This is a genomic window from Stenotrophomonas tumulicola (assembly GCF_014117215.1).
Lineage (GTDB): Bacteria > Pseudomonadota > Gammaproteobacteria > Xanthomonadales > Xanthomonadaceae > Stenotrophomonas > Stenotrophomonas tumulicola.
Genome location: NZ_JACGXS010000002.1, coordinates 300,569 through 327,017 on the forward strand (window position 1 = coordinate 300,569; position 26,449 = coordinate 327,017).

Annotated in this window: 23 protein-coding genes; 21 read left to right on the top strand and 2 right to left on the bottom strand. The window is 65.3% G+C overall.

The window, feature by feature from the left end; translation table 11 throughout:
- Positions 1 to 173 precede the first annotated feature (173 nt).
- Together H4O11_RS06905 and H4O11_RS06910 are read left to right on the top strand one after the other, a co-directional pair.
- A complete protein-coding gene (locus tag H4O11_RS06905) occupies positions 174 to 479 on the top strand; it encodes a hypothetical protein (RefSeq protein WP_182338664.1) in 306 nt (101 codons plus the stop codon).
- A gap of 67 nt (positions 480 to 546) precedes the next feature.
- On the top strand, positions 547 to 2,649 hold the full coding sequence (locus tag H4O11_RS06910) for a prolyl oligopeptidase family serine peptidase (protein WP_182338665.1): 2,103 nt from the start codon (positions 547 to 549) through the stop codon (positions 2,647 to 2,649).
- Positions 2,650 to 2,757: 108 nt separating this feature from the next.
- Here the strand turns inward: H4O11_RS06910 and H4O11_RS06915 are convergent, their stop codons facing one another.
- Positions 2,758 to 3,945, bottom strand: coding sequence for a pyridoxal phosphate-dependent aminotransferase (locus H4O11_RS06915; RefSeq protein WP_182338666.1), 1,188 nt, complete (start codon positions 3,943 to 3,945; stop codon positions 2,758 to 2,760).
- Positions 3,946 to 4,076: 131 nt separating this feature from the next.
- On the opposite strand from H4O11_RS06915, the gene H4O11_RS06920 reads away from it, so the two are divergent.
- The 17 genes from H4O11_RS06920 (at position 4,077) to H4O11_RS07000 (ending at position 21,181) form a co-directional block, all read left to right on the top strand.
- The gene (locus H4O11_RS06920) at positions 4,077 to 6,197 is read left to right on the top strand and encodes a S9 family peptidase (RefSeq protein ID WP_182338667.1); all 2,121 of its coding nucleotides are present in this window, start codon (positions 4,077 to 4,079) and stop codon (positions 6,195 to 6,197) included.
- 59 nt (positions 6,198 to 6,256) lie between these two features.
- Positions 6,257 to 6,682 carry a YbaN family protein gene (locus H4O11_RS06925; RefSeq protein ID WP_182338668.1) on the top strand — a complete coding sequence of 142 codons (426 nt, stop codon included), beginning with the start codon at positions 6,257 to 6,259 and terminating at the stop codon, positions 6,680 to 6,682.
- A gap of 149 nt (positions 6,683 to 6,831) precedes the next feature.
- Positions 6,832 to 7,107 carry an LPS translocon maturation chaperone LptM gene (lptM, locus tag H4O11_RS06930; protein WP_182338856.1) on the top strand — a complete coding sequence of 92 codons (276 nt, stop codon included), beginning with the start codon at positions 6,832 to 6,834 and terminating at the stop codon, positions 7,105 to 7,107.
- Positions 7,100 to 7,951, top strand: coding sequence for a diaminopimelate epimerase (dapF, locus tag H4O11_RS06935; RefSeq protein ID WP_182338669.1), 852 nt, complete (start codon positions 7,100 to 7,102; stop codon positions 7,949 to 7,951). The genes lptM and dapF overlap by 8 nt, the downstream gene beginning before the upstream one ends.
- Positions 7,948 to 8,622: a DUF484 family protein gene (locus H4O11_RS06940; protein WP_182338670.1), complete on the top strand. Its 675-nt coding sequence runs from the start codon at positions 7,948 to 7,950 to the stop codon at positions 8,620 to 8,622. The genes dapF and H4O11_RS06940 overlap by 4 nt, the downstream gene beginning before the upstream one ends.
- A 123-nt stretch (positions 8,623 to 8,745) precedes the next feature.
- Entirely contained in the window at positions 8,746 to 9,642 is an 897-nt protein-coding gene (xerC, locus tag H4O11_RS06945) for a tyrosine recombinase XerC (RefSeq protein ID WP_182338671.1), read from the top strand.
- Positions 9,643 to 9,769: 127 nt separating this feature from the next.
- Complete coding sequence (locus H4O11_RS06950) at positions 9,770 to 10,303, top strand: fimbrial protein (protein ID WP_182338672.1); 534 nt, start codon at positions 9,770 to 9,772, stop codon at positions 10,301 to 10,303.
- Between the two features lie 107 nt (positions 10,304 to 10,410).
- Positions 10,411 to 10,962, top strand: coding sequence for an ATP-dependent protease subunit HslV (gene hslV / locus H4O11_RS06955; protein WP_079223431.1), 552 nt, complete (start codon positions 10,411 to 10,413; stop codon positions 10,960 to 10,962).
- 135 nt (positions 10,963 to 11,097) lie between these two features.
- A complete protein-coding gene (hslU, locus tag H4O11_RS06960) occupies positions 11,098 to 12,471 on the top strand; it encodes an ATP-dependent protease ATPase subunit HslU (protein ID WP_281367583.1) in 1,374 nt (457 codons plus the stop codon).
- Between the two features lie 126 nt (positions 12,472 to 12,597).
- Entirely contained in the window at positions 12,598 to 13,146 is a 549-nt protein-coding gene (locus H4O11_RS06965; RefSeq protein ID WP_182338673.1) for a fimbrial protein, read from the top strand.
- A 280-nt stretch (positions 13,147 to 13,426) separates the two neighbouring features.
- Positions 13,427 to 13,972, top strand: a complete 546-nt coding sequence (locus H4O11_RS06970) for a fimbrial protein (RefSeq protein WP_182338674.1) — start codon at positions 13,427 to 13,429, stop codon at positions 13,970 to 13,972.
- Between the two features lie 285 nt (positions 13,973 to 14,257).
- Positions 14,258 to 14,800 (top strand): fimbrial protein, encoded by a 543-nt coding sequence (locus H4O11_RS06975; protein WP_182338675.1) that lies wholly within the window; start codon positions 14,258 to 14,260, stop codon positions 14,798 to 14,800.
- An 82-nt stretch (positions 14,801 to 14,882) separates the two neighbouring features.
- Positions 14,883 to 15,629, top strand: coding sequence for a fimbrial biogenesis chaperone (locus H4O11_RS06980; protein ID WP_182338676.1), 747 nt, complete (start codon positions 14,883 to 14,885; stop codon positions 15,627 to 15,629).
- A gap of 104 nt (positions 15,630 to 15,733) precedes the next feature.
- Positions 15,734 to 18,301, top strand: a complete 2,568-nt coding sequence (locus tag H4O11_RS06985; RefSeq protein WP_182338677.1) for a fimbria/pilus outer membrane usher protein — start codon at positions 15,734 to 15,736, stop codon at positions 18,299 to 18,301.
- A 22-nt stretch (positions 18,302 to 18,323) separates the two neighbouring features.
- On the top strand, positions 18,324 to 19,316 hold the full coding sequence (locus tag H4O11_RS06990) for a fimbrial protein (RefSeq protein WP_182338678.1): 993 nt from the start codon (positions 18,324 to 18,326) through the stop codon (positions 19,314 to 19,316).
- 79 nt (positions 19,317 to 19,395) lie between these two features.
- Positions 19,396 to 20,400 (top strand): fimbrial protein, encoded by a 1,005-nt coding sequence (locus H4O11_RS06995; protein ID WP_182338679.1) that lies wholly within the window; start codon positions 19,396 to 19,398, stop codon positions 20,398 to 20,400.
- Between the two features lie 31 nt (positions 20,401 to 20,431).
- Positions 20,432 to 21,181, top strand: a complete 750-nt coding sequence (locus H4O11_RS07000) for a fimbrial biogenesis chaperone (RefSeq protein WP_182338680.1) — start codon at positions 20,432 to 20,434, stop codon at positions 21,179 to 21,181.
- Between the two features lie 19 nt (positions 21,182 to 21,200).
- Here H4O11_RS07000 and H4O11_RS07005 read toward each other — a convergent pair whose 3' ends face one another.
- A complete protein-coding gene (locus tag H4O11_RS07005) occupies positions 21,201 to 21,827 on the bottom strand; it encodes a TetR family transcriptional regulator (RefSeq protein WP_182338681.1) in 627 nt (208 codons plus the stop codon).
- 190 nt (positions 21,828 to 22,017) lie between these two features.
- Here H4O11_RS07005 and smeD point away from each other — a divergent pair, with 190 nt between their 5' ends.
- Entirely contained in the window at positions 22,018 to 23,265 is a 1,248-nt protein-coding gene (smeD, locus tag H4O11_RS07010) for a multidrug efflux RND transporter periplasmic adaptor subunit SmeD (protein WP_182338682.1), read from the top strand.
- Positions 23,266 to 23,277: 12 nt separating this feature from the next.
- Positions 23,278 to 26,412, top strand: a complete 3,135-nt coding sequence (gene smeE, locus H4O11_RS07015; RefSeq protein WP_182338683.1) for a multidrug efflux RND transporter permease subunit SmeE — start codon at positions 23,278 to 23,280, stop codon at positions 26,410 to 26,412.
- Positions 26,413 to 26,449 lie beyond the last annotated feature (37 nt).

Here is a 26,449-nt window from a genome sequence, read left to right on the forward strand (position 1 = left end):
AACAGCGCATAGCGGACGGGTCGACAGCATGAGGCAGCGGGCTCCAGGAGGGCTTGCCCGAGCATGGTCGAACGCGCGCGAGGGATCCGTCAATGGTGGCAGACGCTGTCGTGTCGCAGCGTATGAGAAAGGAGGCCGGCAAGCTGGCGCCATCGACCCCGAGGAGACCCGCCATGCGCCCTTTTCCCCCCGCCACTGCTGCGCACCGTAACGCGCCGGATGCCCGCCTGCTGCGGGCGGTCAGGCAGCTCGCCCTGGCAGGGCTGGCGGTCGTGCTGGTATGGCCAGCGGCGCGCGGCCACAGCGAATGGCTTGGCTGGCTGCCGTTGTGGTTGCTGGGCATGCCCCTGGCCGCGTGGTGGTCACTGCTGCGTTTCCCGTTTCCACGCCTGCATCGCCGGCGCGTGCAGGCGCGTCGGCGCAGGCCGCGTGCCGTCCTCACCCCGGCGGCGCGGGTAGCGCGGACGCGGGCAGCCTGACCTTCGACACAGGGGCTGCAGGCAGGGCTGTGCTAGCGTTCAGGGCTTATGATCGCCAGGAATCGCAATGTCACGACTCGCCTCCGCCTGCCTGCTGGCCGGCATGATGACCGCCACCCCGCCGGGAGCCGCCATGGCCGCTGACGCTGACAGCAGCGACCGCTATGCCTGGCTGGAAGACGTCACCGGCGACAAGCCGCTGACCTGGGTCAAGGAGCAGAATGCCAAGTCCGAAGGGCGGTTGGCGCAGACGCCGGCGTTCGCCCGGATGGAGGCCAGCATCCGCGAGGTGCTGGATTCGGATGCCAAGATCCCGGCCGTGCAGAAGATCGGTGACTTCTATTACAACTTCTGGAAGGACCAGCAGCATGAACGCGGGGTATGGCGTCGAACCACGCTGGCCGAGTACCGCAAGCCGGTGCCGCAGTGGGAGACCGTGCTCGACCTGGACGCGCTGAACAAGGCCGAAGGCGAGAATTGGGTCTGGCATGGTGCCGATTGCCTGCGACCGGATTACAGCCGTTGCCTGATCGCGCTGTCGCGCGGCGGTGCCGACGCCGATGTCACCCGTGAATTCGACCTGGCCAACAAGACCTGGATCCAGGATGGCTTCTTCCGTCCCGAATCCAAGGGCGGGCTGGGCTGGATCGACCGGGACAGCGTCTTTGTCTATACCGATTTCGGCGATGGTTCGATGACCACCTCGGGTTACCCACGCGTGGCCAAGCTGTGGAAGCGGGGCACGCCACTGTCCGCCGCCACGCTGGTGTATGAAGGCCAGCCGGACGACATGTACATCGCGGCGATCCACGATGACACGCCGGGCTTCGAACGTAACCTGGTCAGCCGCACGCTGGCGTTCTACAACAACGAACTGTACCTGCGAACCGACGATGGCAAGCTGGCCAGGATCGATGCGCCCAATTCGGCCGAGAAGGGCCTGCACCGGCAGTGGCTGAGCCTGGAGCTACGTGATCCATGGACCGTGGACGGCAAGACGTATGCGGCCGGTTCGTTGCTGGTGGCCCGGTTTGACGATTACCTGGCCGGCAAGCGCGACTTCGATGTGTTGTTCACGCCGACCGACACGACCTCGCTGGCAGGTACCGCCTGGACCCGGAACCACGTCGTGCTCAACGTGCTGGACGACGTCAAGAACCGCCTGTCCGTGCTGACGCCGGGTGCGGATGGCTGGACCACCAGCCCGTTCGTCGGGGCGCCGGCGTTCGGCACCCTGGGCGTCGATGCGGTGGACAGCAACGACAGCGATGCGGTGTGGCTGACCGCAACCGACTACCTGACCCCGACCACGCTGGCCTTGGCCGACATCGGCAAGGAGCCGGAAGTGCTGAAGACCATGCCGGCGTTCTTCAACGCCGAGGGCAAGGTGATCGAACAGCACTTCGCCAACAGCAAGGACGGCACCCGCGTGCCCTACTTCGTGGTGCATGACAAGGCCATGAAACTGGATGGTTCGAACCCGACCCTGCTGTATGGCTATGGCGGCTTCGAGATCTCGCTGACGCCGAATTACTCTGGCGGCATGGGCCGTGCCTGGCTGGAGAAGGGCGGCGTGTATGTGGTGGCCAACATCCGTGGCGGTGGCGAGTACGGACCGCGCTGGCACCAGGCGGCATTGAAGCAGAACCGCCACAAGGCATACGAAGACATGGCGGCGGTGGCGCAGGACCTGGTGAAGCGGAAGATCACCTCGGCCCAGCGTCTGGGCGTGCAGGGCGGCAGCAATGGCGGCCTGCTCACCGGCAACATGCTCACCCAGTACCCGGAGCTGTTCGGGGCCGTGGTGGTGCAGGTTCCGTTGCTGGACATGAAGCGCTACAGCCACCTGCTGGCCGGTGCTTCATGGATGGCCGAATACGGCAATCCGGACACGGCGGACTGGGAGTTCATCAAGACCTTCTCGCCGTACCACCTGTTTGATGCGAAGAAGGATTACCCGCCGGTACTGTTCACCACCTCTACCCGCGATGATCGCGTCCATCCGGGCCACGCCCGCAAGATGGCGGCGAAGATGATCGACGCCGGCAAGGACGTGACGTACTACGAGAACATCGAAGGTGGCCACGGCGGTGCGGCCAACAACGCGCAGGCAGCGCACATGCAGGCGCTGGCCTACAGCTTCCTGTGGGAGCGTCTGGGCGGCAAGTGATGAGGAAAAACGCCGCCTCCGGGCGGCGTTCTTCATCGGTAGCGCCGGGCCATGCCCGGCGGCTTTCGGCGGATGCCGCGCTTCGCGCTCGCCGGGCATGGCCCGGCGCTACCGGGTGAAGCGTTTCAGCCCGCGCGCGATGCGCTCCACGGCCTGCTGCAGCCGCGGAATTTCCTGCGTATAGGCCAGCCGCACATGCTGGTTGGCCCGGTGGAAGCCAAAGTCCAGGCCCGGGGTAAATGCCACGTGCTCGGTTTCCAGGAAGTGCGCGCAGAACGCCTGTGCATCATCGGTGAATGCGCTGACATCGGCATACAGGTAGAACGCGCCCTGTGGTTCCACTTCGATGCGGAAACCCAGTTCGCGCAGGGCCGGCAGCAGGAAATCGCGGCGCTGCCGGAAATCCTCGCGACGCTGTTCGAAGATTGCCATGGCCGGCTCGGTGAAGCAGGCCAGCGCCGCGTGCTGGGCGATGGTGGATGCACTGATGTACAGGTTCTGCGCCAGCTTCTCCAGCTCCGGTACCGCCGCAGGCGGGGCGACCAGCCAGCCCAGCCGCCAGCCGGTCATGCCGAAGTACTTGGAGAAACTGTTCAACACGAACGCACTGTCGTCCACCTGCAGCACGCTGGCGGCATCCATGCCGTAGGTCAGGCCGTGGTAGATCTCGTCCACCACCATATGCCCGCCGCGTGCCTGCAGTGCCTGCGACAACGCAGCCAGTTCGCCGGCAGACAGCACGGTTCCGGTCGGGTTGGCCGGTGAGGCCAGCAACGCGCCGACACTGTGTTCGTTCCAGTGGTCGTGCACCAGTCCGGGCGTGAGCTGGTACGCGGTGCCCGCATCCACCGGCACCAGCTGCGCGGCGCCTTCCACCAGCCGCAGGAAATGCCGGTTGCAGGGATAGCCGGGGTCGGCCAGCAGCCAGTGCTTGCCGGGGTCCACCAGCAGGCTGCTGGCCAGCAGCAGGGCACCGGAACCACCGGGTGTGACCAGGATGCGCTCCGGGTCGATGGCCAGGCCGTAATGGCTACGGTAGAACCCGGAGATCGCCGATCGCAGTGCCGGCAGGCCGCGCGCGGCGGTGTAGCGGGTATGTCCGGCAGCCAGCGCCGCCTGGCCGGCACGCACCACCGGTTCGGCAGTGGTGAAATCCGGCTCGCCGATTTCAAGATGGATCACATCGTGGCCGGCCTGCTCCAGCGCCTGTGCGCGGGCCAGCAGGGACATCACGTGGAAGGGGGCGATTTCACGGCTGCGCCGGCTGTAACCGGCGGGGGACGGCGGTGTGCTCATGCAGGCATGGTACGCCGGTGACCAACGGCAGGCTTGTCCTCGGGGACAACTTGGGGTCAGATTCCCTTTCCGAGGGAAAAAGGAATCCGAGCCCTTTCTCCATTGCATTGACGCGCCAGGAGCCTCATTTCATGAAACCCATCCTCTGCCTGTTGCTTGCGAGCCTGATGACTACCACGACGAACGCCGCTGCCCAGCCCATCCCGCCAGACGCCGAAAAGCGCCCGCACGTGGTCAAGGCGCCGTTCGGTGCCAGCCGCAACGACGATTACTACTGGATGCGCGACGACAAGCGCGCGGACAAGGCCATGCTGGCCTACCTGCAGGCCGAGAACGCGTATACCGACCAGGTGGTCGCGCCGCTCAAGCCGCTGCAGGAGACCCTGTACAAGGAGATCGTCGGCCGCATCAAGCAGGATGATTCCAGCGTGCCGGCGCGCGAGCGCGGCTACTGGTACTACAGCCGCTACGAAACCGGCCAGGATTATCCGATCCATGCACGCCGCAAGGGCGACATGGAAGCGGGCGAAGAGATCCTGCTGGACGTGAACCAGATGGCAGCCGGCAAGGGATATTTCAGCGTCGGTGCGATGGAGGTCAGCCAGGACAACCAACTGCTGGCCTGGGCCGATGACGATGTCGGCCGCCGCCAGTACACCATCCGCTTCAAGGACCTGCGCACGGGCGCGGTGCTGCCCGACACCATCACCGGCTCGTCCGGCAACGTGGTGTGGGCCGATGACAACCGCACCGTGCTGTACGTGGAGAACGATCCGGAAACCCTGCTGACGGTGCGGGTGAAGAAGCATGTGCTGGGCACGCCGGCCAGCGCCGATACGGTCGTCTACGAAGAAGAGGACGACAGCTTCTACATGGGCATCGGCCGTACCCGCGACGACCGCTTCATCACCATCGGCCTGCACAGCACGCTGACCTCCGAAGAGCGTTACGCGCCGGCCAGCGACCCGACCGCGTTCACCGTGCTGGCGCCGCGCCAGCGCGACGTGGAATACGATGCGGACCACCATGACGGCCGCTGGGTGATCCGGACCAATGACGGTGCGAAGAACTTCAAGCTGGTCACGGCGCCGACCGACGCCACCTCGCGCGCGCAATGGCAGGACTGGATCGCCCACGATCCGGCGGTCTACATCGAAGGCTTCGAACTGTTCGATGGCTTCACCGCCATCGCCGAACGTTCCGAGGGCCTGGAACGCATCCGCCTGCTGTTCAAGGATGGCCGCACCGACTACGTCAAGGCCGATGAGCCGGCGTATTCGATGGGCCTGGGCGACAACACCGAGGCCGATACGCCGTGGTTGCGTTATGCCTATACCTCGATGACCACCCCGACCACCGTGTTCGAATTGAATACCGTCACGGGCGAGCGCCGCCAGCTGAAGGTGCAGCCGGTGATCGGCTATGACGCATCGAAGTACCAGACCGAGCGCGTCTGGATCACCGCCCGCGACGGGGTGAAGGTGCCGGTGTCGCTGGTCTACCGCAAGGGCTTCAGGAAGGATGGCAGTGGCGCGCTGTTCCAGTACGCGTACGGCAGCTATGGCATGTCGATGGACCCGTATTTCAACCAGACCGCGGTCAGCCTGCTCGACCGTGGCGTGGTGTATGCCATCGCCCACATCCGCGGCGGCCAGGAGATGGGCCGCGACTGGTATGAGAACGGCAAGCTGCTGCATAAGCAGAACACCTTCAACGACTTCATCGACGTCACCCGTGGCCTGGTCGCCCAGGGCTGGGCCGCGAAGGATCGCGTGGCGGCCTCGGGTGGCAGCGCCGGCGGCCTGCTGATGGGTGCGGTGGCCAACCAGGCGCCACGGGACTACCGGGTGATGGTGGCGCAGGTGCCGTTCGTCGACGTGGTCACCACCATGCTCGACCCGACCATCCCGCTGACCACCAACGAATACGACGAATGGGGCAACCCGGAACAGCAGCAGTACTACGATTACATGCTGAAGTACTCGCCTTACGACAACGTGGCGAAGCAGGCCTACCCGGCGCTGTTCGTGGGCACCGGCCTGTGGGATTCGCAGGTGCAGTACTGGGAGCCGGCGAAGTGGGTGGCCAAGCTGCGCGATGACAATACCGGCAGCCTGCCGATCGTGTTCCGCACCAACATGGAAGCCGGGCATGGCGGCAAATCCGGGCGATTCCAGCGTTACCAGGAACTGGCCGAATCCTATGCATTCGTGCTGCAGCAACTGGGCGTGGCCGGGGCTGACGGCCAGTGATTGGTGGTTGACGGGCATGGCCCGTCACTACCTGGGCACGCGCAGGTATCCTTGTCGGCATGAGCACGCCTGACCGCCCCGTCGTTCCTGAAGCTCCGGTGCCTGCGCGCCCGGTACGCTTCCGCTGGGCATGGTGGTTGCTGGCCTATGCCAGCCTGGGTACCGGCATCGTGGGCATCTTTGTCCCGGGCCTGCCGACCACCGTATTCATCCTGATTTCGGCGTGGGCGGCGTCGCGCGGTTCCGAACGCCTGCACGGCTGGTTGCTGCAGCACCCGCGCTTCGGCCCGGCCATCCGCAACTGGCAGGCCCACGGTGCGGTGAGCCGATACGGGAAATGGATGGCCACGCTCACCATGGCGGTGTGCGCGGGCATCATGCTGTGGTGCGTCCCCATCGCCTGGGTGAAATGGTTCTCCATCGGCAGCATGGCCGTGGTCTGCCTCTGGCTGTGGACACGTCCCTTGCCGCCGGATGACCGGTAGAGCGGGTCCATGACCCGCTGTTGTTTGCGCGGTGCCGGAATGAAAAGCAGCGGGTCATGGACCCGCTCTACCAACCGTCCGGCGTAGCCGGCCATCGGCCCGTCCCCATCGCCATCCGGCGTATACCCGTCAATCGCTATACTCGGGGCATGAAGAACTTCCGCCGAAACCTGATCCTGATTCCGCTGGCAGCTTCCGCGCTGCTGTTCCTCGGCGCCTGTGGCAACAAAGGCCCACTGGTGATGCCACAGACGCCTGTGCCGGTGGAGGAGGTGGTCGAACCGGCCGAGCCGGCCACCGATAACCACCAGCAGGAAAACGACGTACCCCCCGCTGTCCAGGGCACCGATGCCGGCAACCCGGCCAGCGTGCCGGATCCGGTCACCCCGCAGGTCGACGACGGCGCTGGCGACGGCGATGAGTAAGGCGGTGGAAAGCGTGCTTCGCTTCAGCAAGATGCATGGCGCCGGCAATGACTTCGTGGTGCTGGACCTGCGCGATGGCACGGTCCCTCCGGCTCCCGCGCTGGCGGCACGGCTGGCCGACCGCCATGCCGGCGTGGGCTGCGACCAGATCCTGACCATCGAAGCGCCGAAGGCCGAAGGCTCGGTGGCGTCCTATCGCATCTGGAACGCGGATGGATCTTCCTCGCAGCAGTGCGGCAATGGCGCGCGCTGCGTGGCCGCCTGGCTGGTGCGTGACGGCGCTACCACCGCGAAGGCATTCGCCATCGACAGCCCGGTCGCTACCCACGCGGTGGAAGACCTGGGTGACGGCCGTTTCGCGGTGGCGATGGGCCAGCCGGAGTTCGAACCGGCGCAGATCCCGCTGATCGGCTTCGCCCACCCGCGCGACGAATACCTGTTGCCGCTGCAGGGCGAAACGGTACGGTTCGGCGCGGTGTCGATGGGCAATCCGCACGCGGTGATCGAAGTAGGGTTGGTCGATGCAGCGCCGGTGGAGCGGCTGGGGCCGCTGCTGCAGCAGCACGCCTCGTTCCCGGATTCGGTCAACGTCAGCTTTGCCCAGGTGGTTGATCCCGGCCATGTCCGGTTGCGCGTGTATGAGCGCGGGGTAGGCGAAACGCTGGCCTGTGGCAGTGGCGCCTGTGCCGCCGCCGTGGTGCTGATGCAGCGTGGCCGCCTGCAGCGCGATGCCCGGGTCAGCCTGCCCGGCGGTGAGCTGCGTATCCAGTGGGGTGGGGCAGGCGAGCAGATCGTGATGTCCGGCCCCACCGCATTCGTCTTTGAAGGGGAGTGGAATGTATGAGCGAAACCCAGGAAAAACTTGCCGCGCATGAAGTCGCGGCCTGGCTGCGGCGCCATCCGGGATTCCTGAAACAGTTCCCGGACCTGGCGCTGACCCTGGTGGTGCCGCGCGATGATGGCCCCACCGCCTCGCTCGCCAGCTACCAGCTGGACGTACTGCGCGACAAGAACCGTGAGCTGTCGCGTCGGCTGGCTGATCTCGGCCAGACCGCCCAGGACAACGAACGCCTGGCGGTACGCACGCACCAGCTGACCCTGGCGCTGATGAAGCAGGACAGCGCGGCCGATACCCTGCGCGCGATGGCCGCATCGCTGGAGGAAGACTTCGCCGGCGACCTGGTGCGGCTGGTGGTGCATGCGCCCGTGGCCGGGCTGGAACAGGCGCCCTGGTTGCAGTCCATCGCGGCCGACAGCCCGCTGCTTGGCCCGTTTGCGGACTGTCTGAAGGACGGCGAGCCGATCTGTGGCCGGTTGCAGCCGGAGAAGAACGCGGTGCTGTACGGCGACCGTGCCGGTGAAGTGCAGACCACCGCGCTGCTGCCGTTGCCGGGCGTCGGGCTGGTCGCCGTGGGCAGCCACGACCCGAACCGCTTCTATCCCGGCATGGGCACGCTGTTCCTGCGCATGATGGGCGAAGCGCTGGTGGTGGCCCTGCAGCGTTTCGACGACTGAGATGTACCGCGTCCGGAAGAGAGGCACGGGTGGCGCCGAGCCATGCTCGGCGGCTGTTGGCGCCGCCTCGACGTTCATGCGGGGAGTCGCCGGGCATCGCCCAGCGCTACCGGCGTGGCTGCCATGAGCGATGGTGTGCACGCATTCCTGCAGTACATGGCGGTGGAACGCCGGATGTCGGCGCACACCCTGGATGCGTATCGGCGGGACCTGCAGGCACTGCAGCACTGGGCACAGGCACGCGGCTGCGGTGTCGATGCGCTGGATGGCGACCTGATGCGGTCGTTCATTGCGGACGAGCACCGCCGTGGCCTGTCCGCCACCAGCCTGCAACGGCGCCTGTCCGCCTGTCGTGGCTATTACGCCTGGCAGCTCAAGCACGGCCGCCTGCAGGTGGACCCTACCCTTGGCCTGAAGGCGCCGCGCGCGCCGCGTCGGCTACCGCAGGTGCTCGATGCCGATGAGGCAGTGCAACTGGTGGAACTGGCCCCGGAGGGCGAGCTGGGGCGGCGCGACCGTGCCCTGCTGGAACTGTTCTATTCGTCGGGCCTGCGGCTGAGCGAACTGTGCGGCTTGACCTGGCGCGACCTGGATTTCGACAGCGGATTGGTCAACGTGCTCGGCAAGGGCAACCGCCAGCGCCGCGTGCCCATCGGCAGGCCGGCGCGCGAAGCACTGCAGACCTGGCGTGCCGAGAGTGGCGGCCAGCCTGCCGCGCCGGTCTTCCCTGGCCGAAATGGGCCTATCAGCCAGCGTGCGGTGCAGGTGCGCATCAAGCAGCTGGCGCAACGCCAGGGGCTGTTCAAGGATGTGCATCCGCACATGCTGCGGCACAGCTTCGCCAGCCACATCCTGGAATCTTCCGGCGACCTGCGCGGCGTGCAGGAGCTGCTCGGCCATGCCGACATCGCCACCACGCAGATCTATACCCACCTGGATTTCCAGCACCTGGCCAAGGTGTATGACGCCGCCCATCCCCGGGCGAAGCGGAAGCCGGCATCCGGTGGCAGCAAGGCCTGAACTGCGTTCGCGGATTCCGTCGTGCTGTCGCTTTCTGTGGCGACTACAACGGCCATGGTTGCTTTCCGATGGTCAACACGGCCTGCACAGGGGACGCTGACTGGGCACCCGCCAGCAGGAGGAACCCGTGAACCGGAACATCGCCATCGTGGTCGCGCTGCTATGCGCATCGAGTGCCGTGCATGCCCAGCAGGGCACCATTACCTTCGTCGGGCAGATCGTGCAGGAAACCTGCGTGGTGGCGCCCGCCAGCAACGGTTCGGGCGACGGCCCGGATTTCACCGTCCATCTGCCCAGCCTGTCGCAGCGCGCACTGGATGGGGCGGGCAAGCGGGGCGTGGCCATGCCGTTCCATGTGGTGGTGGGTTCCAATGAGCGTCCCTGCCGCCAGCACAACGTCCGCGCGCGGTTCGTCGATGCGGGCGACAACAACACGGCAGGGCGTCTGGCCAACAGGGGCACCGCGGCCAATGTGGACATCGTGGTGCAGAGCGCCCAGCAACAGGACATCAACCTGAACAGCAATGCCGGTTCGCTGATGGTTCCCATCAACCCGGCCGGCGTCGGTATGCTGGGCTGGTCCGCGAACTATCACGCTACCGCCGCCGCATCGGCCGGATCGGTCACTGCCCGCCTGCAGTACCTGCTGGATTATCCCTGATGATCGCGGTTGCCCGCCCAGTGCCAGCCGCAGCTGAACCTGTCGCTGGCACTGCTTGAAGCCGCCGCCGATGGCCCCACCTCTGGCTGTGTTACCCCGGAGGCTCCATGGATCCCAGTCAGAACCCCAACGTATTCCACGCCACCACCATCGTCTGCGTACGCCGTGGCGACCACGTGGCCATTGCCGGCGACGGCCAGGTCACCCTGGGCCACACGGTGATGAAGGGCAACGCCCGCAAAGTGCGCCGCCTCGGCCGCGATGGCCAGGTGCTGGCCGGCTTTGCCGGTGCGGCCGCCGATGCCTTCACCCTGTTCGAACTGTTCGAGGCCAAGCTGGAAAAGCATGGACAGCTGCAGCGTGCCGCCGTCGAGCTGGCCAAGGACTGGCGTACCGAACGTCGGCTGGGCAAGCTTGAAGCGCTGTTGGCCGTGGCCGACAAAGAGACCTCGCTGATCATCAGCGGTACCGGTGATGTGATCGAGCCGGAGGACGGCATCATCGCCATCGGTTCCGGTGGTTCCTATGCGCTGTCGGCCGCGCGCGCCCTGATGGCCCACACCGAACTGGACGCACGCACCATCGCCAGCGAAGCCATCGGCATCGCCGGTGACATCTGCATCTACACCAATCGGAACGTGGTGGTGGAGGAGTTGTGACGGGGAATCCGTCACAGGTATTCCTGAGCCGCCGGGCATGGCCCGGCGCTACCGCCGGGTGCAGGCCAGGCTCCGGCGCTGCCGCCGGGCAGGCCAGGCCCCGGCGTTATCGATAACGAATTCGTGAGCACCCCCATGTCGAAGAAATTTGAGAACAATTCCGCTTCCATGACCCCGCGCGAGATCGTGCAGGAGCTGGATCGCCATATCGTCGGCCAGCATGACGCCAAGCGGGCGGTGGCCATCGCGTTGCGCAACCGCTGGCGCCGCATGCAGCTGGACGAGGGCCTGCGCAACGAGGTCATGCCGAAGAACATCCTGATGATCGGCCCGACCGGCGTCGGCAAGACCGAGATCGCGCGGCGGCTGGCCACCCTGGCCAACGCACCGTTCGTCAAGGTCGAGGCCACGCGTTTCACCGAAGTCGGCTATGTCGGCAAGGACGTCGAGCAGATCATCCGTGACCTGGCCGATACGGCCGTCAAGCTGTACCGCGAACAGGCCAAGGTGCGCGTGCGCACCCAGGCCGAAGAGCGCGCCGAAGACCGTATCCTCGATGCGCTGCTGCCGCGCCGCAGTGGCGGCATCGGGTTCGATCCGGAAGCCGCGCGCAACGAGCCGTCGTCGCAGGACAATGAAACCCGCATCAAGTTCCGGCGCATGCTGCGCAATGGTGAGCTGGACGAGCGCGAGATCGAACTGGAGATCGCCGCCAATGTCAGCATGGACATCATGACCCCGCCGGGCATGGAAGAAATGGGCCAGCAGCTGAAATCGATGTTTGCCAACCTCGGTGGTTCGAAGTCGAACAAGCGCACGCTCGCCATCAAGGCCGCCCGTCCGCTGCTGCTGGAAGAAGAAGCCGGCAAGCTGGTGAACGAGGATGACGTGCGCGCGGCGGCCATCGAAGCCTGCGAGCAGCACGGCATCGTCTTCATCGACGAGATCGACAAGGTGGCCAAACGGGGCGACAACGTGGGCGGCGGCGATGTGTCGCGTGAAGGCGTGCAGCGTGACCTGCTGCCGCTGGTGGAAGGGTCCAACGTATCCACCAAGTACGGCACCATCAAGACCGACCACATCCTGTTCATCGCCTCCGGTGCGTTCCACCTGGCCAAGCCCAGCGACCTGATCCCGGAACTGCAGGGGCGTTTCCCGATCCGGGTGGAGCTGGGCGCACTGACCAAGGCCGATTTCGTCCGCATCCTCACCGAACCCAAGGCAGCACTGACCACGCAGTACGAAGCGCTGCTGCTGACCGAAGGGGTGACGGTGGATTTCACCGCCGAGGCCGTGGACCGGTTGGCGGAAATTGCCTTCCAGGTCAACGAGCGGCAGGAAAACATCGGTGCGCGGCGCCTGCATACGGTGCTGGAGCGCCTGCTGGATTCGCTGAGCTATGAGGCACCGGATCGCGGTGGCGACACCATTGCCATAGACGCGGCATATGTCGACAAGCACCTGGGCGAACTGGTCAAGGATCCCGACCTGAGCCGTTATATCCTGTGATGGGAAGGGCCGGTACCCATCGGACCTGCCGGCGGAATAGGCCTGGTCCGATGGGCGGGTAGGGAGCCGCTACCTACGCTTCGTGCAGGATCGCCTGCCCGTGGGCGATGCATAACGGAGCGCATCATGAACATCCGAGCCCTCGCCCTGGCAGGCGCGCTGGTGCTGGCTGGCGAGAGCCAGGCGCAGACTGCCCAGGTCACTTTCAGCGGCAATCTGTTGCCTACCACCTGCGTGGTCAATGTGCGTACCAACGGTGGCTCTTTGGGCGGCGACGGCACGCTGGTGCTGGCGCCGGTGCCAGCGAAGGACCTGGCCAATCCTGGCGACCGGACCGGGCGACGGATATGGCAGGTGATCGTTGGCAATGACATGGAACAGTGTCTTGCACCCAGGGTACAGGTCGGCTTCCGCAATGCGGGCAAGGTGAATGCCGAAGGGCGGCTGAGCAATAGCGGTACGGCCCGCAATGTGGACATAGTGATCAGCAATGCCGAGATCGGCTCTGGGAATCCGGACATTGACCTGACCAGCAACAAGAATTCGCAGGTCCGCGATATCCCGCCTGCCACCGGTTGGGTGACACTGACCTACGCAAGCGAGTACTACGCCACGACGCGGGCGACTGGCGGCACGGTGGCCACGTCGGTGCAGTACGACCTCATCTATCCTTGAGTTGTGCCTGTATGTGGATTCAACGTCAAAGCGCCTCCGGGCGCTTTTTTCGTTCTGGGCGCTGACGCAGGCGGCGTCAGTGCCGATCGTGTGGCATCACATTTCTCCATCTTTTTGTGCGATGCCGCACTGAGTGGACGTGACCTCCGCCTGCAATTCGCGGCTTGGTTCCTGCCTTCAGGCCTGTCCTAGCCACGCCGCGGCACCCCGGATCCGACCATGGCCTGGCCGAGCGTGCGCACCGCATCCGCTGGGCTTACTGGACGACCGAGGACTGCACATGATGAACAGCACCATTTCCCTACTGCCGGCGGCACTCGCCATGCTGGGCCTGGCTTCGGCCGCGCACGCGCAAAGTGGCACCATCACCTTCAACGGTGAAGTCACATCGGTAACCTGCGAGATATCCTTCAACGGCGTGATCGGCAACGATCCCAGCATCCGCTTGCCCACGGTGCCGGCCAGCGCCCTGCCGGAGGGGGCCAGCGCCGGCCGTACCGAGCTGCACGTGCATATCCAGGGCGCTGATCCGGTCTGCAGCAATGGCGGCATCACCCTGCAACTGGATCCACGCCGTGCCGCGCGCCTGCAGAACGGGCGGCTGGCCAACCAAGCGCTTACCGTGCGGGCGACCAACGCCGTGGTCGGCCTGCGCGATGCGGATGACAAGCCGATCGATCTTGGCCTTGGCTGGATCTCCCCACCGGCGCCAGGTACCGGAGATGGCACGGACATTTTCTTCTATGCGGAGTACTACGCCGATGGCGGCGACGCCATCCCGGGCGTTTTCCAGGCGCCGTTGCAGTACACGCTGATGTATCCGTAAAAGCCGCTTGATCGGCTACTGCAGGCGGCCACCGGAAGCGGTGGCCGCTATCGTTTGCGTGGTCCGGCGGGCGGGACATGCAGCAGCGCACCCGCTGTCCTGGGAGGGGGCGGGGGGAGACAGGCGCCATCGCCATCGGCGCGATTTAGTCCGCGTCCGATTAAACGCCGGGCAGCGGGAAACTAGATTGCCCAACGAGGAGAAAGTTCCTCCGGCCGACATCGACTGCAAGAGCGGATCGTGCCGCGTTGCCAATCCAATCAGATCAATCCAAGGATCAATCCCATGAACAAGCTTGCTATCGCCTTGTCGGCCGCTGTGGCCGTCGGCGCTTCGTTCTCGGCCTCGGCCCAGAGCGGCACCATCACCATCGACGGCGAAGTCATCGCTACCACCTGCACCATCACCTGGCCGGGTGCTGGCGGTCTTACCGAAAACCCGACCGTAGTCCTGCCTAAGGTGCCGGTCTCTAGTCTGGCCGTGAGCGGCGCCACTGCCGGCAAGTGGCCGATTTTGCTGCAGATCGGCGGCACGGGCGGGGAGTGCACCAGCGGCAAGGCTGCGCTGGAACTGAATCCGACGCGCAACGCCCGAGTAACCGATGGCCGTCTGGACAACTTGGACACCACCGGGGCCACCAATGTGCAGATCGCGCTGCGCGACGCCAAGGATGACAGGATCGATATCACCACGCCGTGGCGCTCGGAGGAAATCGACCTGACCGCCTCAACCAAGCAGATTGAATTCGCCGCCGAATACTACGCCGCTGGAGTTGCGACCGCAGGCAAGGTGAATGCAACAGTGGACTACACCATCGACTACAACTGATCGACTGGCCCCGGCCAGTACCGGCCGGGGCGTTCGCGCCCCGGCCCTCCGGGCCGATGCCCGTTTCCAGGAGTGACCTGTGATGAACCTGTTCCGTACCGGATGTATATGTCTCGCAGCGGCCTGTTCGCTGCTGGCCAGTGTTTCGGCCGAAGCGGGCGTCATCGTGCATGGCACCCGGCAGATTTTCCCCGGCGACCAGCGCGAGATCACCGTGCGTGTCGAGAACGTGGGCAAGAGCGCCTCGCTGGTGCAGGCGTGGACCGATGCCGGCGACAAGCAGGCCGCGCCGGAAGACAGCGTCACCCCGTTCGTGCTGCGCCCGCCGGTGTTCCGCCTGGACGGCGGCAAATCGCAGGTGATGCGCATCCTGTTCACCGGTGGCGAGCTGCCGCAGGACCGCGAAAGCATCTACTGGCTCAACGTACTGGATATCCCGCCGGTACCGCAGGCCGACGAGGTGCCAACCGGCAACTACCTGCAGTTCAGCCTGCGTACCCGCATCAAGCTGATCTACCGCCCCAAGGGGCTCAATGACGCTGCCACTGCGGCACAGAAAGTGCAGTGGACGCTGGTGCCGGACAAGCAGGGCTGGGCGCTGCAGGCGACCAACCCGACGCCGTACTACGTGCACTTTGGCAAGGTGGGCCTGCGCGTGCAGGGCAACAGCCATGCCAGCCGCGAACCGCAGATGATCGCGCCGATGTCCACCGAGCGCTATCCCCTGTCCGATCTCGCTGCGCGCCCAACCGGCGGCAATGTGCAATTCGAATTCATCAATGACCAGGGTGGCGTGGTCGCGCAATCGGTACCGCTCGCCGCGCCCTGATCCCGGGCCAGCGTCGGCTGGCCGCATTACCCCCTTCTGCATCGTCCCGTGTTCCTGCCCCTGCGGGCGGGCAGGGACATCGCGCGTCATCCTGGAGACTGGCCATGCTGTTCCGCCGCTTGACACCGCCAACCCTGCAGACGCGCCGCCTGGCGGCGGCGGTGGCGGCTGCCCTGTTGCCGGCCATGGCGTGCGCGGCGCCCAACGTGGCGTTCAATCCGAACTTCCTGCAGGGCGAACAGGCCGGCCAGATCGACCTGACCCGCTTCGAGCAGGGCGACGACCTGCCCGGCATCTACAGTGCGGACATCAAGGTCAATGGGGTGATCGTGGCGCGGCGCGATATCGAGCTGCGCGCGCTGGAAAGCGGTGCAGTGGCGATCTGCCTGTCGCCGCAGGTAACCGAAGTGTTCGGCGTGGATCCGGCGCGCCTGCCGCGCCCGGGCGAGGTCAGCGAAGTCGATGGCGTGCCGGTGGATATCCTGCCGCTTCCCGATACCATGACCTGCGAAGATATTTCGCGCTATATCCCGAACTCCACCGCGCGCTTCGATGCCGGTGAACAGGTGCTTGAGGTCAGCATTCCCCAGGCGTACCTGGCACGCGATCCGCGTGGTTGGGTCAGCCCGGAGCTGTGGGACGACGGCATCAATGCCGCCTTGCTGGGTTACAGCGTCAGCCATCAACGCATGTTTGCAAATGGGCAGGCGCGCCAATCCACCAGTGCCATGCTCAATGCGGGCGTGAACCTGGGGGGCTGGCGTTTCCGCCATGATGGCTACCTGTCGCAGGGCAGTGGCCGGCGCACCGAATACCGTGCCGGCCGTACCTATGCACAGCGCACCATCGCTCCCTGGGGCATGCAGCTGACTGCCGGTGAAGCCAGCACGAATGGCGACCTGTTCGACGGTGTGAGCTTCCGCGGCGTCAGCATCAGTACCGATCCGCGGATGCTGCCCGATTCACAGCGGGATTATGCGCCGGTGGTGCGCGGCGTGGCGCAGACCAGCGCCAAAGTGGTGATCCGCCAGAGCGACAACGTGCTCTACCAGACCAACGTCGCCGCCGGTCCGTTCGAGATCAGCGATCTGTATGGCACGGCCTATGCCGGCGACCTGGACGTGGAAGTCATCGAGAACGACGGGCGCGTGCAACATTTCGTGGTGCCCTTCGCTGCAGTGCCGGAGTTGCTGCGTGCCGGCCAGCGGCGCGTCAGTGCCACCATCGGCACCCTGCGCGACAACTGGCTGCGCGACGCCCCCGCGTTTGCCGAAGGCACCCTGCGGGTGGGGCTGGGCAACCGCTTCACCGCATTCGGCGGCGCCACCGGCAGCGACGGCTATCGCGCCGTGGTGCTGGGGGGGGCGCTCAATACGTCCATCGGTGCATTCTCCGGCGATGTGACCATCGCCCGGACCCAACTGCCGACGGCACTGGAATCCTTCGGCCGGACCATGCAGGGGCAGTCCTATCGGCTGGCCTACAGCAAGGACATCGTCGCCACCCGGACCAACATCGCGGTGGCGGCCTACCGCTATTCCACCGATGGCTATCTTTCGCTGGGCGATGCGGCCCGCCTGCGCCAGGAACTGGCCGATGGTGGGGATGGCAACCTGATCGGGCGCCAGCGCTCGCGCCTGGACCTGAACCTCAGCCAGCGCCTGGGCGAAGGCAGCGGTGCGTTGTATGCCAACGGCAGCAGCATGGAGTACTGGAACCAGGGCCAGCGGCGGGTCAACTTTGCGCTGGGGTATTCGGACATGTTCGGCCCGGCCAGCTACAGCCTCTCGGTGCAACGCAGCGTGGAGCGGAACCAGAACGGTGGCACCGCGCGCGAAGGCAACAGCATCAACTTCACCCTCAACATGCCGTTGGGCGGCCGTGTGTCGGCGCCGCGCCTGAGTACCTCGTTGAATCGCCGCAACGACGGCCGCGACGACGTGCGTGCCGGCATCACAGGCAGCTTTGGCGAGCACCGGCAAGGCAGCTACAGCGCCGCGGCCAGCCACAACGGCGGCCAAGGGGGCAGCTATGACGCCGGGCTCAGCTACCAGGCGTCGGCGGCCAGCCTCAACGCGGGGTACAGCCATTCGTCGGGCAGCCGCGGGCTGAGCCTGGGCGCCAGTGGCGGCGTGGTGCTGCACGGTGACGGCGTGGCGTTTGCCCAGCAGCTGGGCGAGACCATTGCCGTGGTGCATGTGCCGGATGCGGCCGGCGCCGCGCTGGATGGTACGACGGGCGTGAAGACCGACGCCAAGGGCTATGCGGTGGTGCCCTACATGACCCCGTATCGCCGCAACGAAGTGACGATCGACCCCAAGGGGTTGCCGATGGACGTGGAGCTGAAGACCGCGTCGGTCATCGGCGTGCCCACGGCCGGTGCGGTGGTCAAGCTGGTGGTGCCGACCAGCAGCGGACGCAGCGCGCTGATCGAAGCGCCGCAGGTGGACGGAAAGCCGCTGCCGTTCGGCCTGGACGTGTACAACGAAGCGGGCGAGGTGGTGGGCGTGGTGGGCCAGGCCAGCCGGCTATGGGTGCGCGGGATCGAGGAGAGCGGGCGGTTGACGGTGCGCTGGGGCCAGGAAGCTGGCCAGCAGTGCGTGATCGACTATGACTTGGAGGGTGCGGATGCCGGCGGTATGCTCGCCTCGCAGTGCCGTGCCCCGCAATGACAGCATGTGGCGGATGAAAGCAATGAACACACAACTTGTTCTGAAAAAGATGTGCAAGAGCCACTGCATACTGGTGGTATTCGCGGCCGTGCTGTGGATGTCGGCCGGGGGCGCGCGCGCGCAAGTGGCATTCACCCCGAGCAACAGCACCCTGGCGTTGCCTGCGCGCCTGCACGTGGGTTCAACATCGGTCGGTGATGTGTTGTGGACATCGGCCAAGGTAACGAGCCGGAAAGTGGATCCCAGTGTTGGTTCAAAGTTCCTCTGGGTAATCGGCGATCCCGTGTTGGCGCCAGGCTTTACGGACGTCTATAGCACCAACCTGCCGGGCATCGGTATCCGTTGGCGTGGTCGGGTCTTTGGGAATGCGTTTCCGGCTGGCGTCCCGTTTGTACGTCACAATGATGTCAGCCCGGCTTCCAATGGTATTGCGGCCACGCTCCCGATGCAGGAAATGTGGTTCGAGCTGGTCCGTGTAGCGGATGCAGTCACCCCCGGCGCGTTGACGGTGTCCAGACGGCAGCGTCTGGCTTTCAATTGCGGTACCGATGCCGATTGCAGCTGGTATACGAGCGTAACCGGAACGACCGCCATCACTGTCGGCACCTGCGACATGCAGGCAAGTATTCCGGTGAACCTGGGCGATCATCGTGCCGCTGATCTCATTGCTAGCCCAAGCACGCCCTGGGTTGATTTCAATATTCCGCTGCGGAACTGCCCCAGCACCTATATAGGGCTGTTCTACTGGATCACGCCAACATACGGCGTTGGGTTGGGGGGCGGGCAGCCCATGCTGAGAACTCGCCCTGGCGGTGCAACCGGGGTCGTGGTTGACCTGTGGGACAACTATCACAACAGGCGGGCCCCTTTAAACGCCGGGCAGCAGTTGATTGGGGTGGCCCCGGGGACGCCCAATGTCGACCTGGGCTTCAGGGCACGCATGTATTCGTCTGGAGCGACGGTGACGCCGGGCCCGGTGGAATCGTCCATGGACATAAGGATCGACTACCGTTGACTCCGAACGGGCCGCTGTCGGAGGACCGGCTGCATATTCGCGTCGCAACGTCGTATTCCGCAACGACAGCATGTGGTTGATGAAGGCAATGAATAAACCTTTTATTATAGAATCGACGCACAAGAGCCGCTGCATACTGGTGGTATTCGCGGCCGTGCTGTGGATGTCGGCCGGGGGCGCGCGCGCGCAAGTGGCATTCACCCCCAATAATAGCTCCCTGTCATTGCCGACGCGGCTGCATGTGGGTTCAACATCGGTCGGCGATGTGTTGTGGACATCAGCCAAGGCAAGAAGCCGAAAAATCGACCCCAATCTTACTTCAAGGATCGCCTGGATACCGTCCAGTACGACGCCGTTGCCGGGTTACAACGATGTTTATGCGACCACTGTGCCGGGTATTGGTATCCGCTGGCGTAACAATTTGTTTGGCAATGCATTTCCAGCCGGCATTTCGCTGGCGGGTTACAACGATGCCAGCCCGGTTGCCAGAGGACTGGATGCCTCGCTCCCGATGCAGGAAGTGTGGTTCGAACTGGTACAGGTAGCTGCCATGGTCACCCCGGGCGTGTTGCAGCCGCCTCCAAGGCAGCGGGTGGCTTTCAATTGCGGCAGCATGGACGAATGCAACTGGTATACGAACATAAACGGAGCGACCATCATCACCATCGACACCTGCGCCATGCCGGCCAGCATTCCGGTGAACCTGGGTGATCACAGTGCCGCTGCTTTCAACGCCGTCGGAACGGTGTCGTCATGGGTTGATTTCAATATCCCGCTGCGGAACTGCCCCAGCACCTATACAGGGCTGTTCTACTGGATCACGCCAACATACGGCGTTGGGTTGGGGGGCGGGCAGCCCATGCTGAGAACTCGCCCTGGCGGTGCAACCGGGGTCGTGGTTGACCTGTGGGACAGCTATCACAACAGGCGGGCCCCTTTAAACGCCGGGCAGCAGTTGATTGGGTTGGCCCCAGGCACGCCCAGTGTCGACCTGGGCTTCAGGGCACGCATCTATCAGTCTGAGGCGACAGTGACGCCGGGCCCGGTGGAATCGTCCATGGACATAAGGATCGACTACCGTTGACTTCCAACCCACCGCTGCTGGAGGACGTCCGATGCGTTTGACCCTGCATCCATCAGGTCTGTTGCTTGTGGTCTGGCTGATGACCTGCGCGTTCCCGGCGGGCGCGGCCACGTCGATTTCCAGTACGCGGCTGGTGGTCCTGCAGTCGGAGGGCAGGGGGGCGATCAGCGTGCGCAACGTGGATCCCGCACCGGCCCTGGTGCAGGCATGGATCGATGACGGCCGCACTGACCTGCCACCGGAGCAGATCGATACGCCGTTCCAGCTCGTGCCGCCGATGGCGCGTATCGAAGCGGAATCATCCCTGCCGCTGCAGGTGCTCATCGTCAAGGCTGAGCGGTTGCCAGCCGATCGTGAGGCGCTGTATTGGCTCAACGTCGTCGAGATCCCCCGCGAGGACCGCGCTTCCGCAACACCGCGCAGTGCAGACGGCAGCATGTTGAACGTGCGGGTACGCTCACGGATCAAGGTGATCTACCGGCCCGCTGCGCTGCAGGGGCAGCCTGCTGACGGCATACGGCGCATGAGCTGGACGCTGTCGGCCGATGGCACCACGCTGACCGTAGGTAACCCATCGCCGTGGATGGTCAACCTGGCGAAGGTGGTGGTGGATGGCACCGGTGAAGCAACGCTGGACAACGGCGTTGTCCTGCCGTTGTCCACGCGGGAGTTCGAGCTGCCTGCTGCACAGCCCGGCGCGCGCCATGTTGCGTTCCAGTGGATTGACGACTACGGCGCGGCCAACGCGGCCAAGGCGGAACTGGCATCAGCCCCGCCATGACGGTCAACCTGCGGGCCGCCTAGCCGAGCACGCCTTCTTTGACGTACGCACTCAGCGTCATGTCCAGCGCCAGCATGCCATCGCGCTGGATGTCCATCAGCTCCGGTTCCACCATCGCCCCGTGCAGTACGCCCAGCACCGTGGCGTGCAGCATGCGGGCCACCACGTCCGGGTTCACGCCGGGCTTGAGCTGACCCAGCTGTTCGGCGCGGCGCAGCGCGCGTGCCATCCGTTCCAGCCCCTCACGGAAGCCTGCCTGCTGCAGGTCGGCCAGCACCTTGCTGTCTGCCGATGAATCGCTGCGCAGCATGATCTCCATGGTGTTGCGCAGGCGTTCGTCCTGCGCCAGGTCGATCAGGGAATTCAGGATGACCGAACGCAGGTCCAGCACGGGCGTGTCACGTGTTTCGGTTGCCGCGCGGTCCAGTTCCTGCATGAACGGCAGGCGGACCCGTTCAATCACCGCGGCCAGCACGTCGATCTTGTTCTTGAAATGCCAGTACACCGCACCGCGGGTATAGCCGGCGCGCGCACCGATCATCTCCAGCGTGGTACGGGCTACCCCGTGTTCATGGAAGCAGGCTTCGGCCGCATCCAGGATGCCTTCGCGGGTTGCCTGGGTTTCCTCTTTGGTCTTTCGGGCCATTGCTCTGACGGGGCGTGAAACGTGGCTGAATTGTAGCGCTTTGCAAACAAACAATCATGTATGTATATTTGCTGCCCAAGATTGCCGTCGCTTTTGGCCAGTTGCCTGTTGAGGGCTGGAGGGGCGTTGGCTCCGGTCGCCGGGCATGGCTCGGCGCTACCGTCAATTTCGTTTACCTGAGACCTCCCCCATGTTCCTTACGCGTGTTCGACCCTTCGCCCTGTCGCTGGCCATCGCCACGGCCGTGGCCGCCTGCGGTGGCGGCGACCAGCAGCCTGAACAAGGCCCCGGCCAGGTGACCGTGGTCACCCTGAAGGCCGAATCGGTCTCGCTGACGCGGGAATTGCCCGGCCGCACCAACGCCTTCCTGGTCGCCGAAGTGCGGCCGCAGGTGAACGGCATCGTGGCCAAGCGGTTGTTCACCGAAGGCACGATGGTCCAGGCCGGGCAGCCGCTGTACCAGATCGACGATGCCAGCTACCGCGCGCAGGCCAACAATGCCCGCGCCCAGCTGGCGCGCGCCGAGGCCACCGCCAATGCCTCGCGGTTGAGCGCCAAGCGCATCACCGAACTGGCCAAGGTGGACGCGGTGAGCCAGCAGGACCTGGAAAACGCCGTGGCCGCGCAGAAGCAGGCCGAAGCCGACGTCGGCGCCGGCAAGGCATCGCTGGATGCCGCCAACGTGACCCTGGGCTACGCACGCATCACCGCGCCGATCAGTGGCCGCATCGGCAAATCGTCGGTCACCCAGGGTGCGCTGGTCAGCGCCGCCCAGGCCGACGCGCTGGCCACGGTGCAACAGCTGGACCCGATCTACGTGGACCTGACCCAGTCCGCGGCCGAACTGCTGCAGTTGCGGCGCGAACTGGCTGCCGGCCGCCTGCAGGACAACCAGAGCCTGCCGGTCGACATCCTGCTCGATGACGGCAGCACCTTCGGGCACAAGGGCACGCTGGAGTTTTCCGAAGTCAGCGTGGACCCCAGCACCGGCAGCTACGGCCTGCGGGTGAAGGTGGACAACCCGGACGGCGTGCTGATGCCGGGCATGTACGTGCGTGCGGTGATCGGCGGCGGCGTGCGCAACGGCGCGCTGCTGGTGCCGATGCAGGGCATTGCCCGCGATGCCAAGGGCGATACCAGTGCGATGGTGGTGAACAAGGACGGCAAGGTGGAAGTGCGGCCGGTGAAGGTCAGCCGCGCGCTGGGCGACAAGTGGCTGGTCGAGGACGGCCTGCAGGCGGGCGACAAGGTGATCGTGGAAGGGCTGCAGAAGATCGCGCCGGACATGCCGGTGCAGGCCGTGGAAAAGGGCACCGAGCCCGCCCAGCCTGCAGCAGCTGGCGATGCACCGGCGGGCCCTTCAGCGGCCACGCCGGCCGAGCAGGCCGACGCCGCCCCGGCGCAGGCCCCCGCCGACGCCAACGCCGACGCGCAGTAAGCGGAGAACCCCATGGCACGTTTCTTCATCGATCGACCCATCTTCGCGTGGGTCATCGCGATCATCATCATGCTCGCCGGTGCACTGGCGGTGCTTACGCTGCCGGTGTCCATGTACCCGGAAGTGGCGCCGCCGGCCGTCGAGATCTCCGCAACGTATCCGGGTGCATCGGCCAAGGTGGTCGAGGACTCGGTGACCCAGATCATCGAGCAGAACATGAAAGGCCTGGACGGCCTGATCTACTTCTCGTCCAACAGCTCGGCCAATGGCCAGGCCACCATCACCCTGACCTTCGAATCCGGCACCGACCCGGATATCGCCCAGGTGCAGGTACAGAACAAGCTGCAGCTGGCCATGCCGCTGCTGCCGCAGGAAGTGCAGCGGCAGGGCATCAACGTGGCCAAGTCCAGCAGCGGCTTCCTGCAGGTGATCGGCTTCGTGTCCAACGACGGCAGCATGGATGCCAACGACATCTCCGACTTCGTCGGCTCCAACGTGGTCGATCCGCTCAGCCGCGTGCCGGGCGTGGGCAACATCCAGGTGTTCGGCGGCAAGTACGCCATGCGCATCTGGCTGGATCCGAACAAGCTGCACACCTACAAGCTGTCGGTGGATGAAGTGACCGCGGCGATCACCGCGCAGAACGCACAGGTGGCCATCGGCCAGCTGGGTGGTGCGCCGTCGGTGAAGGGCCAGCAGCTGAACGCCACCATCAATGCGCAGGACCGCCTGCAGACCCCGGAACAGTTCCGCAACATCCTGGTCCGCGGTGGCAGCGATGGCAGCGAACTGCGGCTGGGCGATGTCGCCCGCGTGGAGCTGGGGGCGGAAAGCTATGACTTCGTCACCCGCTACAACGGCAAGCCATCGTCCGGTATCGCCATCACCCTGGCCACCGGCGCCAATGCGCTGGATACCGCCAACGGCGTGCGTGCCGAACTGGAGGAAATGAAGGCGAACTTCCCGGCCGGGCTGGAATCGGTGGTGCCGTACGACACCACGCCGTTCGTGCAGGTGTCGATCAAGGGCGTGATCAAGACCCTGATCGAAGCCATCGTGCTGGTGTTCGTGGTGATGTACCTGTTCCTGCAGAACTTCCGCGCCACCCTGATCCCGACCATCGCGGTGCCGGTGGTGCTGTTGGGTACGTTCGGCATCCTGGCCGCGCTGGGTTTCTCGGTGAACATGCTGACCATGTTCGCGATGGTGCTGGCAATCGGCCTGCTGGTGGACGATGCCATCGTGGTGGTGGAGAACGTCGAACGCATCATGGCCGAGGAAGGGCTGTCGCCGCTGGAGGCGACGCGCAAATCCATGAGCCAGATCACCGGCGCGCTGGTGGGCATCGGCCTGGTGCTGTCGGCGGTGTTCGTGCCGATGGCGTTCATGAGCGGTGCCACCGGCGTGATCTACCGGCAGTTCTCGGCGACGATCGTGTCGGCGATGGGCCTGTCGGTGCTGGTGGCCATCGTGCTGACCCCGGCATTGTGCGCCACCATGCTCAAGCCATTGAAGAAGGGCGAACACCATGTAGCGCACAAGGGCTGGTCGGGTCGCTTCTTCGGCGGCTTCAACCGCGGCTTCGACCGTTCCAGCGCGACCTACCAGCGCGGGGTAAAGGGCATCCTGGCCCGGCCGTGGCGTTTCATGGGCATCTTCGCCGCGCTGGCGGTGGCGATGGGCATCCTGTTCGTGCGCCTGCCCAGTTCGTTCCTGCCCAATGAAGACCAGGGCATCCTGATGGCGCTGGTGCAGACCCCGGTCGGTGCCACCCAGGAACGCACGCTGGAAGCGATGGCCAAGATGGAAGACCACTTCCTGCAGAACGAAAGCGATGCCATCGAATCGATCTTCTCCGTGCAGGGCTTCAGCTTCGCCGGCATGGGCCAGAACGCGGGCATGGCCTTCGTCAAGCTGAAGGACTGGGGCGAGCGCGACGAAGGGCAGAGTGTCGGGGCGATCACCGGGCGTGCGATGGGTGCGCTGGGCCAGATCAAGGATGCCTTCATCTTCGCCTTCCCACCGCCGGCCATGCCGGAGCTGGGCATTGGTTCGGGCTACACCTTCTTCCTGAAGGACACCAGCGGGCAGGGCCATGATGCGCTGCTCAATGCACGCAACCAGCTGCTGGGCGCGGCAGGGGGCAGCAAGCTGCTGGCCAACGTGCGTCCGAACGGCCAGGAAGACACGCCACAGCTGCGCATCGATATCGACGTGGAGAAGGCCAACGCATTGGGGCTGTCGACCAGTTCGATCAACAACACCCTGGCCACCGCGTGGGGCAGCAGCTACATCGATGACTTCATCGATCGTGGCCGCGTGAAGCGCGTGTACGTGCAGTCCGATGCGGACTTCCGCATGAACCCGGATGATTTCAACGTGTGGTCGGTGAAGAACGCAAATGGTGAAATGGTGCCGTTCAGTGCCTTCGCGACCAAGCGCTGGGACTATGGTTCACCGCGCCTGGAACGCTACAACGGCGTGTCGGCGATGGAGATCCAGGGCGAACCCGCGCCGGGCGTGGCATCGGGTGATGCGATGAACGAGATCGAGCGGATCGCCAAGGACCTGCCGGCTGGCTTCCAGATCGAATGGACCGCGCTGTCCTACCAGGAACGCCAGGCGGGTTCGCAGACGCCGTTGCTGTATTCGCTGTCGCTGCTGATCGTGTTCCTGTGCCTGGCCGCGCTGTATGAAAGCTGGAGCGTGCCGACCTCGGTGCTGCTGGTGGCGCCGCTGGGCATCCTGGGTGCGGTGGTCGCCAACACGCTGATGGGCATGGAACGCGACATCTACTTCCAGGTGGCGATGCTGACTACGGTGGGCCTGACCAGCAAGAACGCGATCCTGATCGTGGAGTTCGCCAAGGAGAACCTGGAGAAGGGTGCGGGGCTGATCGAAGCGACGATGCATGCGGTGCGCGACCGCCTGCGCCCGATCATCATGACCTCGTTGGCGTTTGGCCTGGGCGTGCTGCCGCTGGCCATCGCCTCCGGTGCGGGTTCCGGTGCACAGCGCGCGATCGGCACCGGCGTGCTGGGCGGCATGGTGGTGGGCACCGTGCTGGGCGTGTTCTTCATCCCGCTGTTCTTCGTGGTGGTGCAACGCCTGTTCAACCGCAGTCTGCGCGGCAGGGCGGGTCAATGACCCGCTGCGCTCGCTCCCCAGCGCATTCCGCCGCGCG

Bases quoted from the DNA above. Each gene is read 5' to 3' on its own strand.
- H4O11_RS06905 (WP_182338664.1), top strand. From the start codon at position 174: ATGCGCCCTTTTCCCCCCGCCACTGCTGCGCACCGTAACGCGCCGGAT.
- H4O11_RS06910 (WP_182338665.1), top strand. From the start codon at position 547: ATGTCACGACTCGCCTCCGCCTGCCTGCTGGCCGGCATGATGACCGCC.
- H4O11_RS06915 (WP_182338666.1), bottom strand. From the start codon at position 3,945: ATGAGCACACCGCCGTCCCCCGCCGGTTACAGCCGGCGCAGCCGTGAA.
- H4O11_RS06920 (WP_182338667.1), top strand. From the start codon at position 4,077: ATGAAACCCATCCTCTGCCTGTTGCTTGCGAGCCTGATGACTACCACG.
- H4O11_RS06925 (WP_182338668.1), top strand. From the start codon at position 6,257: ATGAGCACGCCTGACCGCCCCGTCGTTCCTGAAGCTCCGGTGCCTGCG.
- lptM (WP_182338856.1), top strand. From the start codon at position 6,832: ATGAAGAACTTCCGCCGAAACCTGATCCTGATTCCGCTGGCAGCTTCC.
- dapF (WP_182338669.1), top strand. From the start codon at position 7,100: ATGAGTAAGGCGGTGGAAAGCGTGCTTCGCTTCAGCAAGATGCATGGC.
- H4O11_RS06940 (WP_182338670.1), top strand. From the start codon at position 7,948: ATGAGCGAAACCCAGGAAAAACTTGCCGCGCATGAAGTCGCGGCCTGG.
- xerC (WP_182338671.1), top strand. From the start codon at position 8,746: ATGAGCGATGGTGTGCACGCATTCCTGCAGTACATGGCGGTGGAACGC.
- hslV (WP_079223431.1), top strand. From the start codon at position 10,411: ATGGATCCCAGTCAGAACCCCAACGTATTCCACGCCACCACCATCGTC.
- hslU (WP_281367583.1), top strand. From the start codon at position 11,098: ATGTCGAAGAAATTTGAGAACAATTCCGCTTCCATGACCCCGCGCGAG.
- H4O11_RS06965 (WP_182338673.1), top strand. From the start codon at position 12,598: ATGAACATCCGAGCCCTCGCCCTGGCAGGCGCGCTGGTGCTGGCTGGC.
- H4O11_RS06970 (WP_182338674.1), top strand. From the start codon at position 13,427: ATGATGAACAGCACCATTTCCCTACTGCCGGCGGCACTCGCCATGCTG.
- H4O11_RS06975 (WP_182338675.1), top strand. From the start codon at position 14,258: ATGAACAAGCTTGCTATCGCCTTGTCGGCCGCTGTGGCCGTCGGCGCT.
- H4O11_RS06980 (WP_182338676.1), top strand. From the start codon at position 14,883: ATGAACCTGTTCCGTACCGGATGTATATGTCTCGCAGCGGCCTGTTCG.
- H4O11_RS06985 (WP_182338677.1), top strand. From the start codon at position 15,734: ATGCTGTTCCGCCGCTTGACACCGCCAACCCTGCAGACGCGCCGCCTG.
- H4O11_RS06990 (WP_182338678.1), top strand. From the start codon at position 18,324: ATGAACACACAACTTGTTCTGAAAAAGATGTGCAAGAGCCACTGCATA.
- H4O11_RS06995 (WP_182338679.1), top strand. From the start codon at position 19,396: ATGAAGGCAATGAATAAACCTTTTATTATAGAATCGACGCACAAGAGC.
- H4O11_RS07000 (WP_182338680.1), top strand. From the start codon at position 20,432: ATGCGTTTGACCCTGCATCCATCAGGTCTGTTGCTTGTGGTCTGGCTG.
- H4O11_RS07005 (WP_182338681.1), bottom strand. From the start codon at position 21,827: ATGGCCCGAAAGACCAAAGAGGAAACCCAGGCAACCCGCGAAGGCATC.
- smeD (WP_182338682.1), top strand. From the start codon at position 22,018: ATGTTCCTTACGCGTGTTCGACCCTTCGCCCTGTCGCTGGCCATCGCC.
- smeE (WP_182338683.1), top strand. From the start codon at position 23,278: ATGGCACGTTTCTTCATCGATCGACCCATCTTCGCGTGGGTCATCGCG.